This is a genomic window from Nonomuraea sp. WAC 01424, from assembly GCF_003947315.1.
GTDB lineage: Bacteria > Actinomycetota > Actinomycetes > Streptosporangiales > Streptosporangiaceae > Nonomuraea > Nonomuraea spiralis.
This window is the reverse complement of sequence record NZ_QHHZ01000005.1, coordinates 65,919-80,967: the sequence shown is the minus strand read 5'-3', so window position 1 is coordinate 80,967 and position 15,049 is coordinate 65,919. Positions and strand designations below refer to the sequence as shown.

Annotated in this window: 15 protein-coding genes and 1 pseudogene; 4 read left to right on the top strand and 12 right to left on the bottom strand. The window is 71.4% G+C overall.

What is annotated here, in order from left to right; translation table 11 throughout:
* Positions 1-16 precede the first annotated feature (16 nt).
* Complete coding sequence (locus DMB42_RS15275; protein ID WP_260477705.1) at positions 17-1,798, top strand: ABC transporter ATP-binding protein; 1,782 nt, start codon at positions 17-19, stop codon at positions 1,796-1,798.
* The gene (locus DMB42_RS15270; RefSeq protein WP_125635033.1) at positions 1,795-3,627 is read left to right on the top strand and encodes an ABC transporter ATP-binding protein; all 1,833 of its coding nucleotides are present in this window, start codon (positions 1,795-1,797) and stop codon (positions 3,625-3,627) included. Before DMB42_RS15275 ends, DMB42_RS15270 begins: the two co-directional genes overlap by 4 nt.
* Before the next feature lie 35 nt (positions 3,628-3,662).
* Here DMB42_RS15270 and DMB42_RS15265 read toward each other — a convergent pair whose 3' ends face one another.
* The 6 genes and pseudogenes from DMB42_RS15265 to DMB42_RS54970 form a co-directional block, all read right to left on the bottom strand.
* Positions 3,663-4,130 (bottom strand): hypothetical protein, encoded by a 468-nt coding sequence (locus tag DMB42_RS15265; protein ID WP_125635031.1) that lies wholly within the window; start codon positions 4,128-4,130, stop codon positions 3,663-3,665.
* A 158-nt stretch (positions 4,131-4,288) separates the two neighbouring features.
* Positions 4,289-4,594 carry a hypothetical protein gene (locus DMB42_RS15260; protein ID WP_125635029.1) on the bottom strand — a complete coding sequence of 102 codons (306 nt, stop codon included), beginning with the start codon at positions 4,592-4,594 and terminating at the stop codon, positions 4,289-4,291.
* A gap of 60 nt (positions 4,595-4,654) precedes the next feature.
* Complete coding sequence (locus DMB42_RS15255; protein ID WP_125635027.1) at positions 4,655-4,984, bottom strand: DUF202 domain-containing protein; 330 nt, start codon at positions 4,982-4,984, stop codon at positions 4,655-4,657.
* Positions 4,985-5,311, bottom strand: a complete 327-nt coding sequence (locus tag DMB42_RS15250; RefSeq protein ID WP_125635025.1) for a YidH family protein — start codon at positions 5,309-5,311, stop codon at positions 4,985-4,987. It abuts the gene before it with no gap.
* Between the two features lie 47 nt (positions 5,312-5,358).
* The gene (locus DMB42_RS15245; RefSeq protein ID WP_125635023.1) at positions 5,359-5,745 is read right to left on the bottom strand and encodes a hypothetical protein; all 387 of its coding nucleotides are present in this window, start codon (positions 5,743-5,745) and stop codon (positions 5,359-5,361) included.
* 9 nt (positions 5,746-5,754) lie between these two features.
* Positions 5,755-6,653 (bottom strand): annotated as a pseudogene (locus tag DMB42_RS54970) (aminotransferase class I/II-fold pyridoxal phosphate-dependent enzyme).
* A 150-nt stretch (positions 6,654-6,803) separates the two neighbouring features.
* On the opposite strand from DMB42_RS54970, the gene DMB42_RS15230 reads away from it, so the two are divergent.
* Positions 6,804-7,061, top strand: a complete 258-nt coding sequence (locus tag DMB42_RS15230; protein ID WP_221762163.1) for a ubiquitin carboxyl-terminal hydrolase 14 — start codon at positions 6,804-6,806, stop codon at positions 7,059-7,061.
* Positions 7,062-7,160: 99 nt separating this feature from the next.
* Here DMB42_RS15230 and DMB42_RS15225 read toward each other — a convergent pair whose 3' ends face one another.
* Together DMB42_RS15225 and DMB42_RS15220 are read right to left on the bottom strand one after the other, a co-directional pair.
* Positions 7,161-8,768 carry a Na+/H+ antiporter gene (locus tag DMB42_RS15225; RefSeq protein ID WP_229823360.1) on the bottom strand — a complete coding sequence of 536 codons (1,608 nt, stop codon included), beginning with the start codon at positions 8,766-8,768 and terminating at the stop codon, positions 7,161-7,163.
* Positions 8,769-8,831: 63 nt separating this feature from the next.
* Positions 8,832-9,875, bottom strand: coding sequence for a hypothetical protein (locus tag DMB42_RS15220; protein ID WP_125635017.1), 1,044 nt, complete (start codon positions 9,873-9,875; stop codon positions 8,832-8,834).
* A 391-nt stretch (positions 9,876-10,266) separates the two neighbouring features.
* On the opposite strand from DMB42_RS15220, the gene DMB42_RS15215 reads away from it, so the two are divergent.
* Positions 10,267-12,240, top strand: a complete 1,974-nt coding sequence (locus DMB42_RS15215; protein WP_125635015.1) for an ATP-dependent DNA helicase — start codon at positions 10,267-10,269, stop codon at positions 12,238-12,240.
* Positions 12,241-12,271: 31 nt separating this feature from the next.
* On the opposite strand, the gene DMB42_RS15210 is transcribed toward DMB42_RS15215, so the two are convergent.
* The 4 genes from DMB42_RS15210 to DMB42_RS15195 are packed head-to-tail and all read right to left on the bottom strand — an operon-like array spanning position 12,272 to position 15,019.
* Complete coding sequence (locus tag DMB42_RS15210; RefSeq protein ID WP_125635013.1) at positions 12,272-13,024, bottom strand: SGNH/GDSL hydrolase family protein; 753 nt, start codon at positions 13,022-13,024, stop codon at positions 12,272-12,274.
* Complete coding sequence (gene aroQ, locus DMB42_RS15205; RefSeq protein WP_125635011.1) at positions 13,021-13,455, bottom strand: type II 3-dehydroquinate dehydratase; 435 nt, start codon at positions 13,453-13,455, stop codon at positions 13,021-13,023. Before aroQ ends, DMB42_RS15210 begins: the two co-directional genes overlap by 4 nt.
* Positions 13,452-14,522 (bottom strand): 3-dehydroquinate synthase, encoded by a 1,071-nt coding sequence (gene aroB, locus DMB42_RS15200; RefSeq protein ID WP_125635009.1) that lies wholly within the window; start codon positions 14,520-14,522, stop codon positions 13,452-13,454. The genes aroQ and aroB overlap by 4 nt, the downstream gene beginning before the upstream one ends.
* Entirely contained in the window at positions 14,519-15,019 is a 501-nt protein-coding gene (locus tag DMB42_RS15195) for a shikimate kinase (RefSeq protein ID WP_125635007.1), read from the bottom strand. Before DMB42_RS15195 ends, aroB begins: the two co-directional genes overlap by 4 nt.
* Positions 15,020-15,049 lie beyond the last annotated feature (30 nt).

The following is a 15,049-nucleotide window of genomic DNA, read 5'->3' as shown; positions in this document are numbered from 1 at the left end:
TATTAACCTGGTTGGGATGCCTCCCGATACTGACACACCTCGCCGTCCCCTGCTCTCCTCCAACTCCCTGTGGCGGATGAAGTCCTACCTCCGCCCGTACGCCGCCAGACTGGTGCTCATCTGGCTGGCCGCGATACTCAGCATCGCCGCGAGCATCGCGCTCCCCCTGATCAGCGAGAAGGTCATCGACGGCCCGGTCACGCGGGGCGACTCCGACGGGCTGCTCCCGCTCGGTCTCATCGCCCTCGGCGTGGGCGTCGTAGAAGCCGGGCTGATCTTCCTGCGGCGCTGGACCCAGGTCAAGCCCGTGCTCGGCCTGGAGACCGCGATCCGCGACGACCTCTACGAGCACCTCCAGCGCCTGCCCATGGGCTTCCACGGCGACTGGCAGTCGGGCCAGTTACTGTCGCGGGCCACGACGGACCTGTCCACGATCCGCCGCTTCCTCGGCTTCGGCATGCTCTTCCTGGTGATGAACGTCCTCCAGCTCATCACCGTGACCGTGCTGCTGCTGAACAAGTACTGGCCGCTCGGGCTGCTGGTGCTGGCCTCGGCCGTACCGATCGTGTGGACCTCGCTGCGGTTCGAGAAGCGCTACATCAAGATCTCCCGCCAGGTCCAGGACGAGCAGGGTGACCTCGCCACGCTCGTCGAGGAGTCGGCGATCGGCATCCGTACGATCAAGGCCTTCGGCCGCCGCCACCACGTCTTCGACCGCTACGACGAGGCGGCCCGCAAGGTGTACGGCAGCTCGGTCGACAAGGCCACCCTGTCGGCCAGGTTCTTCGCCTTCCTCGAAGTGATCCCCAACGTCACCCTCGCCCTGGTACTGCTGCTCGGCGCGCTCGCCGTGGGCTCCGGCTCGATGACGCTGGGCACGCTGGTCGCCTTCACCACCCTGATGCTCCAGCTCGTGTGGCCGATCGCCAGCCTCGGCTACATCCTGGCCATGGCGCAGGAGGCGATGACCTCCGCCGACCGGGTCATGGAGGTCATGGACACCGTCCCGGCCATCGAGGGCGGCAGCCGCACGATCGAGCTGCCCCGCGGCCACCTGCGGTTCGAGGGCGTCGGGTTCACCTTCCCCGGCGCGGACGAGCCGGTGCTGAACGACGTCTGGCTGGACGTACGGCCGGGCGAGACGGTGGCCGTCGTGGGCGCGACGGGCGCGGGCAAGACCACCCTGACCGCGCTGGTGCCCCGCCTGATCGACCCCACCTCCGGCCGCGTGACGATCGACGGCGAGGACGTGCGCGACCTCGACCTGACCACGCTGCGCTCGCTGGTGGCCACCGCGTTCGAGGAGCCGACGCTGTTCTCGATGAGCGTGCGCGAGAACCTCATGCTCGGCCGCCTCGACGCCACCGACGAGGAACTGGCCGACGCGATCGCCACCGCCCAGGCCGGCTTCGTGTACGACCTGCCCTGGGGCCTCGACACCCGCATCGGCGAGCAGGGCCTGTCGCTGTCCGGCGGGCAGCGTCAACGGCTCGCCCTGGCACGGGCGGTGCTGAGCAAGCCGAGAGTCCTGGTCCTCGACGACACCCTGTCCGCGCTCGACGTGGAGACCGAGGCGCTGGTGGAGGAGGCGCTGCGGCACGTGCTGCGCGAGGCGACCGGCATCGTCGTCGCCCACCGGGCCTCGACCGTGCTGCTGGCCGACAAGGTGGCCCTGCTGCGCGGCGGCACCATCACCCACGTCGGACGCCACCACGAACTGCTGGCCGACGTGCCCGAGTACCGCGAACTGCTGGCCCAGGACGCCGACTTCGACCCCTCGGAAGGAGCGCTGCGATGACCACCACCCCCGTGTCCTCCTGGCGCGGCGTCGCCTCCGAGGAGCAGGACGAACTGCCCGAGAGGGTGTCGGTGCTACTGCGGGAGCGCTCCCGCAAACTGCTCGGCGACCTGCTGCGCCCCTACCGCCGGCCCATCGCGCTGCTCACAGCGATCATCGTCGTCTCGAACGCGGCGGGGCTGGCGATCCCGTACCTGGTCAAGGTGGGGATCGACGACGGCATCCCGCCGATGACCCGCGGGGCCGGAACCGGGGTCCTGCTGACCGTGGTCGGGGTCATCCTGGCCGCGGCCGTCACACAGGCGCTCACCCGGCAGGCGTTCCTGCGGCTGTCGGGGAAGATCGGCCAGAGCGTGCTGCTGGAGCTGCGCAGGCGGGTGTTCGACCACTTCCAGCGGCTGTCGCTGAACTTCCACGAGAAGTACACCTCGGGCCGGGTCATCTCCCGGCTGACCTCCGACATCGAGGCCATCTCCGAACTGCTCCAGTCGGGCTTCGACGGGCTGGTCAAGGCGGTGCTGACGATGTTCGGCACGGCCGCGCTGCTGCTGATCCTCGACGTGCACCTCGGCCTGGTGGCGCTGGTCCCGCTGCCGCTGCTGCTGCTGTTCACGCGGTGGTTCCGGCGGCAGTCGGTGATCGTCTACCGGCGGACGCGGGAGACGGTCGCGCTGGTGATCGTGCACTTCGTGGAGTCGATGACCGGCATCCGCGCCGTACAGGCCTTCCGCAGGGAACCGCGCAACCAGGAGATCTTCGCCCAGCTCAACGACGACTACCGGGACGCCAACGCGCGCAGCATGCTGCTGGGCGCGGAATTCATGTTCGGCATCAAGCTGATCGGCAACCTGACCGTGGGCGGGGTGCTGCTCTACGGCGGCTACCTGGCGATCCACGAGGAGGTCACGATCGGCGTGCTGGCCGCGTTCCTGCTCTACCTCCGGCAGTTCTACGAGCCGATGCAGGAGCTCAGCCAGTTCTACAACAGCCTGCAGTCGGCGGGCGCGGCCCTGGAGAAGTTGTCGGGCGTGCTGGAGGAGGAGCCGGGCGTGCCGGAGCCGCGGCGGCCCGAGCCGCTGCCGCAGCCGGTGCGCGGCGCCGTGCGCTTCGAGGGCGTCAGGTTCGCCTACGTCGAGGAGATGCCGATCCTGCCGGGCCTCGACCTGTCGATCCCGGGCGGCCAGAGCGTGGCGCTGGTCGGCGCTACCGGCGCGGGCAAGACGACGCTGGCCAAGCTGATCTCCCGCTTCTACGACCCGACCGCGGGCCGCGTCCTGCTCGACGGCGTCGACCTGCGCGACCTGGACGAGGCGACGCTGCGCCAGGCCGTGGTCATGGTCACGCAGGAGAACTTCCTGTTCAGCGGCACGGTCGCGGACAACATCAGGTTCGGCATGCCGGACGCCACCGACCGCCAGATACGCGAGGCGGCCAAGGCGATCGGCGCGCACGAGTTCGTCGCCGGCCTGCCCGACGGCTACGACACCGAGGTCGGCAAGCGCGGCGGCCGGATGTCGGCCGGTCAGCGGCAGCTCATCGCGTTCGCCAGGGCGTTCCTCGCCGATCCGGCGGTGCTCATCCTCGACGAGGCCACCTCCAGCCTCGACGTGCCGAGCGAGCGGCTGGTGCAGCGGGCGCTGCGCACGATCCTGGCCGACCGCACCGCACTGATCATCGCCCACCGGCTCTCGACCGTGGAGATCGCCGACCGGGTGCTGGTGATGGAGGCCGGCCAGGTCGTCGAGGACGGGCCGCCCGACCGGCTCATCGCCGCCTCGGGCCGCTTCGCCGGGCTGCACCGGGCCTGGCTGGAGAGCCTGAGCCAGTAGCCGGGACACCATTAACCCGCCGCGCGGGCGGCGGGTTAATGGTGGACGTGCGTCACGACCACGAGGTTCCGGTACAGCTCGTACCCGACGAACAGGGCGACGGGCACGCCGATCGCGATGAGCAGCCGGCCGGCCACGGGCGCCCCGCGCAGGGGCGTCCGGGGTTCCTCCAGCGCCGGCCCCGACGCGGCGCCGAGCTCGGGCACCGGCACGAGCTCGAGCACCGGCTCAGGCACCAGCTCGGCCTCGGGCCGCAGCTCGGGGTGCCTGGCCAGGTAGCCGCTGGGGAACGAGGTTACGTGATAGGCGCCGCATCCCGGGCAGCACGTGCCCGACCAGGGGGGCTGCACGGCCACGCCGGAGCTCAGCCAGATCTCGACCTCATTACCGTGGTCGTCCGCGAAATGCCGGACGACGAATTCCTCCTCCCAGACCCGCAGGCAGCGCAGGCACTCGAAGGGCCAGGTCTCGCGAGTCTCGAACCCGTCGCGCACGAGGATCACCCCCGACAGGGGAGCCAATGGTCTAGACCTGAGTCTGCTCCTGCCCGCGCGCCGCCGCAAGGCGCCCCTTATGACACTTCAAGCTACGAAACGCTCACCAAGTGTCATGGTTTAGGCCCGCTTTTCGGCACTTGTCGGCACGGCCCGCGCCACCCGCGTCAGTACGGACGCCGCGGCGGAACCGGGCTGAGCAGCGGCGTCGCGTCCGGGACGACGGGCTCGGCCGCCCGGAACAACTCCGGGTGGCGGGCGAGGTAGCCGGCCGGGAACGTGGTCGTCGCCTGACAGCCGCAATGCGGGCAGATCACTCCCGACGACGGCGGCGGCACCGACAACCCGTCCCGCAACCAGATCTCGGCGGCGTTCCCGTGTTCGTCGTCGATGTGCCTGACGAGGTAGTCCTCTTCCCAGACATGCCAGCAACCGCGGCACTCGAAAGGCAGGGTCCTGCGTTCTTCTTCCACTGAGGTCACCCCCTCACTACGAGTGTCCGCCTCCCCTCGGGCACATCGCAACCCGGGGGGTCAGCGGACCGTGAGCACGAAGGTGACGGCGCCGAGCACCACGCTGAGGGTGCCGAGCCAGGCGAACAGCGCGTCGAGGCCGGCGTCGATGGGCCGCCCGCCGTGCAGGGCCTCCTGGACCCGGCGGAACCGTACGCCGGTCCTGATCAGCAGGACGGCGCCGCAGAGCGCGGCCAGCGCGAACCCCGCGACGGCCAGGAGCGGCAGGCCGTGCCGCACCGCGAGCCCGGCGGCGCCGAGCCCGCCCGTGGCCAGCGCCACGGCGGTGCGCACCCAGGCGAGCCGGGTGCGCTCGCTCTGCAGGCCCTGGTCCCAGATCTCCTGCGACATCTACACCGACAGGATGATGAGGACGAGGGCGACGATCGCCACCGTGGCGATGCCGTAGCCGAAGACCGCGGCGAGGGCGGGCGGCGGCAGCGGCGCCTGGTTGCGCAGCGCGCGCTGGATGTTGCGCCAGCGCGGGTAGGCCATGCCCGCCGCCAGCGCGGACAGCGACACGAGCATGACGGCCAGGACCGTGCGTACCCATGGGACGAACACGTCGGCGGGCACCGCCGCCATGGCCACTCCGCCCGCGCTGAGTGCCAGCGCCGTGCTCAGCCACGTGAGGAAGGTGCGTTCGTTGGCCAAGGTGAAACGCGGGTCGGGCTCCATGCCTTATATGGTAATTCGTCCCCTTTTCCCCTAGAGAAGCCAGGTTTTCAGCTGCACGCCTTGGCGACCTGCTGGGCGTAGTCGACCGCCTCGGAGCCCACCTTCTGGGCCGCGTCGACGGCGTCGTTGACGTTCTGGACGTTGATCCCGCCCAAAGTCTTGGCAAGGTCTTCGCTGGCCTGCTTGAGGGTGGTGTTGGCGGCCTTGTCGGCCACGTCGTTGAGCTTGCCGGCGGCGTCGTCGAGCGCCTTCTCCATGGCCTTGGGGTCGTCGGTCAGGTCCTTGACCTTGGCCGCCAGCTCAGTGACGATCTTGGGTGCCTCCAGGCACGCCTGGGCCTTGTCGATCGTGTCGTTGACCTCGCCGCACCCGGCGGCCAGGACGCAGACGGCGAAGAGCGCCAGGGGCACGAACCGGCTCTTGATGAGTCGCATACCTCGACCTTACCCAGCGTCCTCCGCGCGCGGCGGCGTCCGCTCGGGCGCGGACGGCAGGAGACCCAGTCGGCGGCCCGCCGCGGCGAACGCCGACGCGATGCGGTCGATCTGGGCGTCGGTGTGGGTGGCGGTGTGGGTGGCGGTGTGGGTGGCGGTGTGGGTGGCGGTGTGGGTGGCGGTGTGGGTGGCGGTGTGGGTGGCGGTGTGGGTGGCGGTGAGGCTGACCCGGATGAGCGCCTGCCCCGGCGGGACTCCCGGCGAGATCACGGCCGTGGTGAACACCCCCTCGTCGAACAGCTCGCGCCACAACCGGAAACACCGCAGGTCCTCCCCCACCGGCACGGCCACGACCGGGCGGCCCGACGGCGTCACGGCGTACCCCAGCCCGGCCAGTTCGCCGCTCAGCCGCCGGGCCGCCGCCCGCAGGCGGCGCCGCCGATGGTCCCGAGCGCCTTGGAGAAGGTGACGGTCTGCACGTCGACCGCCTCCTCCAGGCCGTACGCCTCGGCGGCGCCGCGTCCGGCCGTCCCGAGCAGGCCGACGTCGTGCGCGCTGTCCAGTACGACCCGGGCGCCGTACGCGCGGGCGAGTTTGGCGATGCCCGGCAGGTCGCACACGCTGCCGGAGGTGGAGAACATCCCCTCGGTCACGATCATCCGGCCGGCGTCGGGGTCGCAGGCGCCGAGCAGCCGTTCCAGATGCTCCAGGTCGTTGTGCCGGTAACGGCGTAAACGGGCCCCGCCCAGGCGTACGGCGTCGATGAGGCAGGCGTGCACCAGCCGGTCGCCGACCACCACCTCCCCGTCGCCGGCCCGCTCCTCGACGGCGTGATAGTACGGATAGATCCCCAGATCCTTGGCCGGCTGGTACTCGGGCAGCCGGCACTTCGCGAACACATCGGCCATGACTTCTCGCTCCCCCGGACGCGGGCCCCTTCGAGGACGAGTCTGCGCGACCGTTCCGCGCGCCGCCTTCGTACACCGGCAGACCGGTACGGCACGGACCAGGGAGGTCTGGGCGAAAGAGGACGACGGCCGGGTTCTAGGATTTGACCCATGGCAATGTGCGAGCATCTTTCCAAGGCCGACGACCCGGCGGCGAAGACCCCCGAGGGCTGCGAGGAGTGCCTGGCCGCCGGCAGCCGGTGGGTGCACCTGCGGCGCTGCCTGGAGTGCGGCCACATCGGGTGCTGCGACTCCTCGCCCAACAAGCACGCGACCAAGCACTTCCATGAGACCCAGCACCCGGTGATCCAGTCGTACGAGCCGGGCGAGAACTGGCGCTGGTGCTACGAGGACAGCCAGATGGGCTGACCCCGGCGACCGCCCGCGACCACGCGCGGGCGGCCGTCAGCGTTGTCGGCGTGCACAGCGTGCTCAGCGTTGTCGGCGTGCACAGCGTTGTCGGCGTGGTCAGCGTTCGAGGATGGCCTCCTCGAAGTCGAGCTGGGCCATCACCTCGCGCAGCACCTCGTCGTCGAGCCGGCGCTCGTCGCGCAGGCGGACGAACACCTCGCGCTCGGCCGTGAGCATGTCACGGCGCAGCCGCCGGTAGAGGCTGCTGGGCGTCTCGGCGCCACCCTGGGCGGTGCCGCCGCCCAGCCGTTCCCAGGCGGTCAGCGAACGCCGCCACGACTTCTCCCTGAGCTGGTCGATGACCTGCTTCTTGATCTCGTCGGGCTCGCCCTCGTGCTCAACGAGCCGGTTGAGCTCGGCCAGGCCCGCCTCCAGCGCCGCCTGCTGGGCCGCGGCCTCGGCCAGCGTGTCCTCGTAACGCTCCTGGTCGCTCGACACGCGCAGCTTCCTGATCAGCGCGGGGAACGTCATGCCCTGGATCAGCAGCGTGCCGATCACCGTGGTGAACGTCAGGAACAACAACATCGCCCGGTCGCGGGCCGGGATGTCCGGCGGGATCGAGAAGGCCGCCGCGAGCGACACCACCCCGCGCATGCCCGCCCAGCTGAGGATCACCCGCTGCTGCGGGCTGGGCGCGTCGCCGCCTCGCCGTACGAGCTTGACCAGGGGCGTGAACGCGAACACCCACACGAACCTGGACACGATCGTCACCGCGAGCACCGCCAGCGCGTAACCGGCCACCTGCCAGGGGCTGTAGCCGGTGATGCCCTGTACGACGGTGACGAGTTGCAGGCCGATCAGCGCGAAGACGATCGACTCCAGGAAGAAGTCGGTGACCTTCCACACCGCGTCCGACACCAGCCGGGTGCCGAACCCCCGCTGGTGCATGCGGTTGCCCAGGTAGAGGCCGACCACCACCACGGAGATCACGCCCGAGGCGTGCACCGGCTCGGGACCGAGCCCCGAGACGTGCACGGACTCGGCCGCGAGATAGGCGGCGAACGGGATCAGCAACATGAGCGTGTTCTCGACCAGCGAGTCGCGGGTGTGCTGGAACACCCACGCGAACACGAACGCCAGCGCCAGCCCGATCGCCACCCCGCCGAGCGCCGCGAACAGGAACTGCGCCACGCCCTGGAACAGGTCGATGCTGCCGCCCACGGCCGCGCCGATGGCCACCCGGTAGGCGGTCAGCGCCGTGGCGTCGTTGAACAGGCTCTCGCCGATGAGGATCGTCAGCGACCTGCGCGGCAGCCCGAGCCGCCGACCCACGGCGACGGCGGCCACGGCGTCGGGCGGCGCGATGATGGCGCCGAGGGCGAAGGCGGCAGCGAGCGGGAGCTGCGGCAGCAGCAGGTGGACGACCAGCCCCACCACGGCCGTGGTGAACAGCACCAGGCCGATCGACAACAGCGCCACGGCCCCCTTGACGTCACGCAGGCGCAGGTAGGAGCTGTCGAGCGCGGCCGAGTAGAGCAGCGGCGGCAGGAACACGAACAACACCAGCTCCGGCTGGAGCGGCACGGCCGGCACCAGCGGCGAGACCAGCAACCCGGCCGCGACCAGCAACAGCGGGGCCGGCCAGCCCCGCCGTCGCGCCACGGCCGCCACCCCGACCGCGCCACCGGCCATCAGCAGCAGTTGCAGGCCCATGGTCGGATTCAACGACGCTCCTCTACCTCACCCGGGCGGTTGCCGTGAGCGTACCCGGCGGGCGGGAGGAGGGTGTCACCACTCCCGGCGGTCGCGCCCGTCGCCGTAGTCCTGCTGCTGGTCGGGGCGCAGGCGTTCGCCGGTCGAGAACAGGGGGTCGGTGACGTAGGGGCGGCCCATGTTCGGGTCGGACGACTGCGGCGGGTACTGCTCCTGGCGGCCGAGCGCCAGCAGCGGGTCCACCGGGTTGGCCGGCGGGGTCTGCTGGTAGCTCTGCTGGTAGGCGTCGGGGGAGCCGTAGGAGTCGTAGGAGTCCTGGGCGGGCGCGGGGTTGTGCCTGCGGCCCGCGCCGGGGATGCCGTGCATGGGCGTGCCGAGTCCGGCGGTGCTCTGCGGCGGGGACTGGGGCTGGGGCTGCGGCTGGGGCTGCGGCTGGGGCTGCGGCTGGGGCTGGGGCTGGGGCTGCTGGTAGGACCCGTACGGGTCGGCGGGGTACTGCTGCTGGGCCGGCGGGAAGGGCTCGGCCGCCTGGGACGGGAAGCCGAGCGGGTCCGTGCTCAGCGGCGGGGTCGAGCGGCGCTGGTCGCCGGGGAGCTGGTAGACCGGCTCGTTCTCGACGTACTGGGGGCCGGTGAAGGGGTCGCCGGTGTACTGCGGACCGCTGAAGGCGTCACCCGTGTACTGCGGACCGCTGAAGGGGTCGCCGGTGTATTGCGGGCCGCTGAGCGGGTCGCCGCTGTAGTGGGGACCGCTGAGCGGGTCGCCCGGGTACGGGGGCTGCTCGACGTACTGGGGGCCGGTGAAGGGTGTGCGGTCGCCGTACGGCGGGGTCTCCCTGGGGCCCGTGGTCTCGCTGTAGGAGGCCACCAGCTTGTCCTGCGGCGCCGGGCCGCGCGCCACCAGCACGTCGTTGGGCCCCAGCGACGCGGTGGGCCGCTCGTCGGGCGCGGGCGGCGGGGGCTGCTGCTGGCCGTGCTGGGACGGCCGGTGGTAGGTCCCCGTGCCCGGCATGACCTCGATGCCCGGATCGACCGCGGGCACCGCCGGCTGCTCGCCCGTGGCCTCGGCGAAGCCGTCGTCGAGCGTGTCGAGCAGCCTGCCGACGTCGTCCATCGGCATGCGGAAGCTCGCTGTGCACATCTCCCCTCGCCACAGGCTGAGGACGAGTGTGCCCTCATGCCACGTGACCCGGAGGCACCGCTCCTGACCTCGTGCATCGAAGAAGACTTCGCCGAACGACGGCAACGGGACAACTTCCGACATGGCAGACATACTGCTTTAACCAGCCTTTATTCGTCCACTCAACCCCGGAAAACCCTACCTAAACGGTCTCACCACTGAGACCGTAAACCCCACTGACCACACCAGCAAGATCGTCCTGACCAGTTGGAGTTCCGATCGACAGTGTGCCACGCGCGTCCGGCGAGGGGTCCGGGAACTCCGGGATGCGCATGGCCGAACACGCCGCGTCCGGCGCGGCGGCCCGGGAGAGCGGGTACCGTTGACGACCGTGCCGGACTCCCATCTCCCGTCAGTGGACGAACTGCTCAGCATCGCTGTCGGCGCTCTCGGAGGGAGCGAACGGCAGGGCCAGATCACCATGGTCGAGGCCGTGCAGAAGGCGATCGACAACGAGGAGCATCTGGCCGTCCAGGCGGGCACGGGCACCGGCAAGTCCCTGGCGTACCTCGTGCCCTCGATCCGGCACGCGATGGACAGCGACACGCCCGTCGTGATCTCCACCGCCACCATCGCGCTGCAGCGCCAGCTCGTCGACCGCGACCTGCCCCGGCTGTCCGAGGCGCTGGGCAAGGAGCTGCCGCACGAGCCGACGTTCGCCATCCTGAAGGGCCGGCGCAACTACCTGTGCCGCTACAAGGCGACGGCGGGCTGGCCCGAGGAGGACGAGCAGGACCAGCTCTTCGACCCGCGCGAGGTGAGCGCGACCGGCCGCATGGTGCAGCGCATCCAGGAGTGGGCCGAGGAGACCGAGACCGGCGACCGCGACGAGCTGGTGCCCGGCGTGAGCGAGCAGGCCTGGCGGCAGTTCTCGGTGAGCTCGCTGGAGTGCCTGGGCGCCTCCCGCTGCCCGAGCGGCCCCGAGTGCTTCGCCGAGCTGGCCAGGGCGCGCGCGGGCGAGGTCGACGTCGTGGTGACCAACCACGCGCTGCTGGCCATCGACGCCATGGGCGACCTGCCGGTGCTGCCCGAGCACGAGGTCGTGGTCGTCGACGAGGCCCACGAGCTGGTCGACCGGGTGACCTCGGTGGTGACCAGCGAGCTGTCGGAGGCGTCGGTGATGCTGGCCGTACGCCGGGTCGGCCGCCTGATCGAGCAGCCGCTCGCCGACCAGCTCATGGAGGCGGGCGAGGACCTCAAGGCGCTGCTGGCCGCCGCGCCTCCCGGGCGCATCGACGACCTGCCGCAGGTGCTGGGGCTTACGCTCCAGCTGATCCGCGACACCGCCTGGCGCTGCGTCACCGCCATGGGCCCGCGCAACGCCGACAAGGACGATCCCGACAAGGCGGGCCAGCGCAAGGCCGCCTTCACCGCGCTCGACGAGGTCCACGACACCGCCGTACGCATGCTCGACGCCTACGGGCACGCCTCGGAGGCCGACCGGGCCGAGGTGGTCTGGCTCGACGGCGCCACCGACCGGCGTCCGCCCGCGCTGCGCGTGGCGCCGCTGAGCGTCAGCGGCATGCTGCGCGACAAGCTGTTCGGCGAGCGCACGGTGGTGCTCACCTCCGCCACGCTCGCCCTCGGCGGCACGTTCGAGGGGCTGGCCGCACAGTGGGGGCTGGGCGACAGCAAGCGCTGGCAGGGCATCGACGTGGGCTCACCGTTCGACCACCCGCGCGCCGGCATCCTCTACGTCGCCAAACACCTCCCCCAGCCGGGCCGCGACGGGCTGCCGCAGCAATACCTCGACGAGATCACCGAGCTCATCGAGGCGGCCGGCGGGCGCACCCTGGGGCTGTTCTCCTCGATGCGCGCCGCCAAGGCCGCCACCGAGGCGCTGCGCGAACGGCTCGACGTGCCGCTGTTGTGCCAGGGCGACGACTCGACCATGCAACTGGTCAAGCAGTTCGCCGAGGACGAGCCCACCTGCCTGTTCGGCACGCTGTCGTTGTGGCAGGGCGTCGACGTCCCCGGGCCGTCGCTGCGGCTGGTCATCATCGACCGCGTGCCGTTCCCGCGTCCGGACGACCCGCTCACCTCGGCCCGTCAGCGGCACGTCGCGGCCCGGGGCGGCAACGGCTTCATGGCGGTGGCCGCCAACCACGCGGCCCTGCTGCTGGCCCAGGGCACGGGCCGGCTGCTGCGCGCCCAGAACGACAAGGGTGTCATCGCCGTCCTCGACCCGCGGCTGGCCACGGCCCGCTACAGCGGCTTCCTGCTGGGGTCGCTGCCGCCCTTCTGGCGTACGACCGATCCCGCCGTCCCCCGCGCCGCGCTCAAGCGCCTGTCCACCGAGTCCTGACCAGGCCGCCGGTCACCTGCGGCGGGGAGGATCAGAACGGGGTGAGGTCGGGGCGCTTGGGCGTGAGGCCGTCACCGGAGGACGTGCCGCGCATGCGGCGCGACATCCACGGGACCAGGTGCTCGCGGATCCACTGGGCGTCCTCGCGGCGCCGCGCCCGCGGGTCGACCGACCTCTCCGGCCACTCCTTGCGCCAGTCGTCGAACGGCACCCCCAGCACGTCGAGCACGCGGGCGGCCACCAGCCGGTGACCGTCCTCGTTCATGTGCAGCCGGTCGGCGCTCCAGGCCCGCCAGTCGCGCAACCCCTGCATCGACCACTGGTCGACCAGGCGGCACCCGTAGAGGTCGGCGATCGAGCGGACGTGCAGGTAGAAGATGGCGAAGCGGCCGCGCAGCCGCCGCATCAGCGGCGTGTCGCGCGGGTCGACCCCGGTGAACAACAACACGTCCGCGCCCCCGGCGCGCAGGTCGCGCACGGCGCGGGCCAGGCGCTTGGCCATGACGTCGGGGTCGCTGCCCGGCCGCAGCAGGTCGTTGCCGCCCGCGCAGAAGCTGACCAGGTCGGGGCCCATGTCGATGGCCAGCGGCACCTGCTCGGTGACGATCTGGTCGAGCAGCTTGCCGCGGACCGCCAGGTTGGCGTAGCGGAACGCCGGGTCGTCGGCGGCGAGCCGTTCGGCGACCCGGTCGGCCCAGCCGCGGTAGTGCCCGTCGGGACCTGGATCGTTCAGTCCTTCCGTGAAACTGTCCCCAAGGGCGACGAAGGACCTGTATTGCCTCATGAGCTGCTGTTCATCTCCGCGATAGCGTGTAGCGCCAGGACGTAGGACTGTAGTCCGAACCCGGCGATGGTGCCCGTCGCCACCCCGGCGACGACCGAGGTGTGGCGAAACTCTTCCCTTGCCGCGGGGTTGCTGATGTGCACCTCGACGAGCGGGGCGGTGCGCTGGGCGATGGCGTCGCGCACGGCGTAGGAGTAGTGGGTGAAGGCGGCCGGGTTGAGCACGACGGGGATGCGGCCGTCGGCGGCCTCGTGCAGCCAGCCGATCAGCTCGGCCTCGTCGTCGGTCTGGCGCACCTCGACGTGCTCGCCGAGCTTCCTGCCGGTGTCGCGGCACAACTCGGCGAGGTCCTCGAACGTCTCGGCCCCGTAGACGTCGGGCTCGCGGGTGCCGAGCCTGCGCAGGTTGGGCCCGTTGAGCACGAGGATCATCGCGTGATCTCCTTGTAGGCGGCTTCGAGCAGCTCTTCGGCGGGGTCTTCGAGGCGCGCGGGCCTGGCCAGGTCGTCGAGGACGACGAAGCGCTGCTTGGCGCCCCTGTTCTTCTTGTCCAGCCGCATGTGCTCGCGCAGCCGTGGCCAGGCCGCGGCGTGGTAGGAGACGGGCAGGCCGACGGAGGTGAGGACGGCGCGGGTGCGGCCGGTCAGGTCGGCGCGGCCGGACAGCCGGGACAGCTCGGCGGCGTAGACCATGCCGATGGCGACGGCCTCGCCGTGGCGGATCGTGTAGTGCTCGTCGCGCTCGATGGCGTGGGCGAGCGTGTGGCCGTAGTTGAGGATCTCGCGCAGGCCCTGTTCGCGCAGGTCGGCGCCCACGACGTCGGCCTTGACGCGGATCTTGCGCTCGATCAGCTCGCGGGTGTGGGGGCCGTCGGGCCTGGTGGCGCCCTCGGGGTCGGACTCGATCAGCGTGAGGATCCGCGGGTCGGCGATGAACCCGCCCTTGATGACCTCGGCGAGCCCCGCCACGTAGTCGGCCTTCGCCAGGCCGGGCAGCACGGCCAGGTCGCACAGCACCCCGGCGGGCGGCAGGAACGTGCCCACGAGGTTCTTGCCCTCGGGGGTGTCGATGCCGTTCTTGCCGCCGACGGCCGCGTCGACCATGGCCAGCAGCGTCGTCGGCACGAGCACGACCTGCACGCCGCGCAGCCAGGTGCCGGCCACGAACCCGGCCAGGTCGGTCGTCGCGCCCCCGCCCACGCCCACGACGGCGTCGGAGCGGGTCAGGCCGTGGCGGCCGAGCGCGGACCACAGGCCGGCCGCCACCTCGGGCGTCTTGCACGCCTCACCGTCGGGGACGGGCAGGTCGGCCACGGCGTAGCCGGCGTCGGCCAGGGCCGCGAGGACCGGGCGGGACAGCTCGGGCAGGCCCTGCGGGCGGACGACGGCGACCGTGCGCACGCCGGGCCGCAGCAGGCCCGGCAGCTCGGCCTGCACGCCGCTGCCGATCACCACGTCGTAGGGGCTGTCGCCGGATACGGTGATCCGCGTCGCGGTCATGCCGGCAGGCCCTCCACGATCTCGTCGGCGAGCTCGGCCGGGTCGCGCTTGTCGGTGGCCACCGTGACGACGGCCAGGCGCTCGTAGACCGGGCGCCGCTCCTCCATCAGCTTCTTGAGCTGGCTGCGCGGGCTGAGCACGAGCAGCGGCCGGGCCGAGGCGAGCCCGACTCGCTGGACCGCGTCGGACAGGCCCACCTGGAGGTAGACCACGTGGTGACCGGCGAGCAGGGCCTGGGTGTCCTCGTTGAGCACGGCGCCGCCGCCGAGCGACAACACGCCGTCGTGCTCGGCCAGGGCGCGGCGCACGGCCTCGTGCTCCAGCTCGCGGAAGCGGGCCTCGCCGTCCTCGACGAAGATGTCGGAGACCGGCTTGCCGGCCACGCTCTCGACGTCGGCGTCGGTGTCGCGGAAGGCGACCTCGACCAGCTCGGCCAGCAGCCGCCCGAGGGTGGTCTTGCCGGATCCGGGCGGGCCGATGAGCACGGCTCTGGTCATTGGTCGTTCACCCCTTCTCGTTCGCTGCGC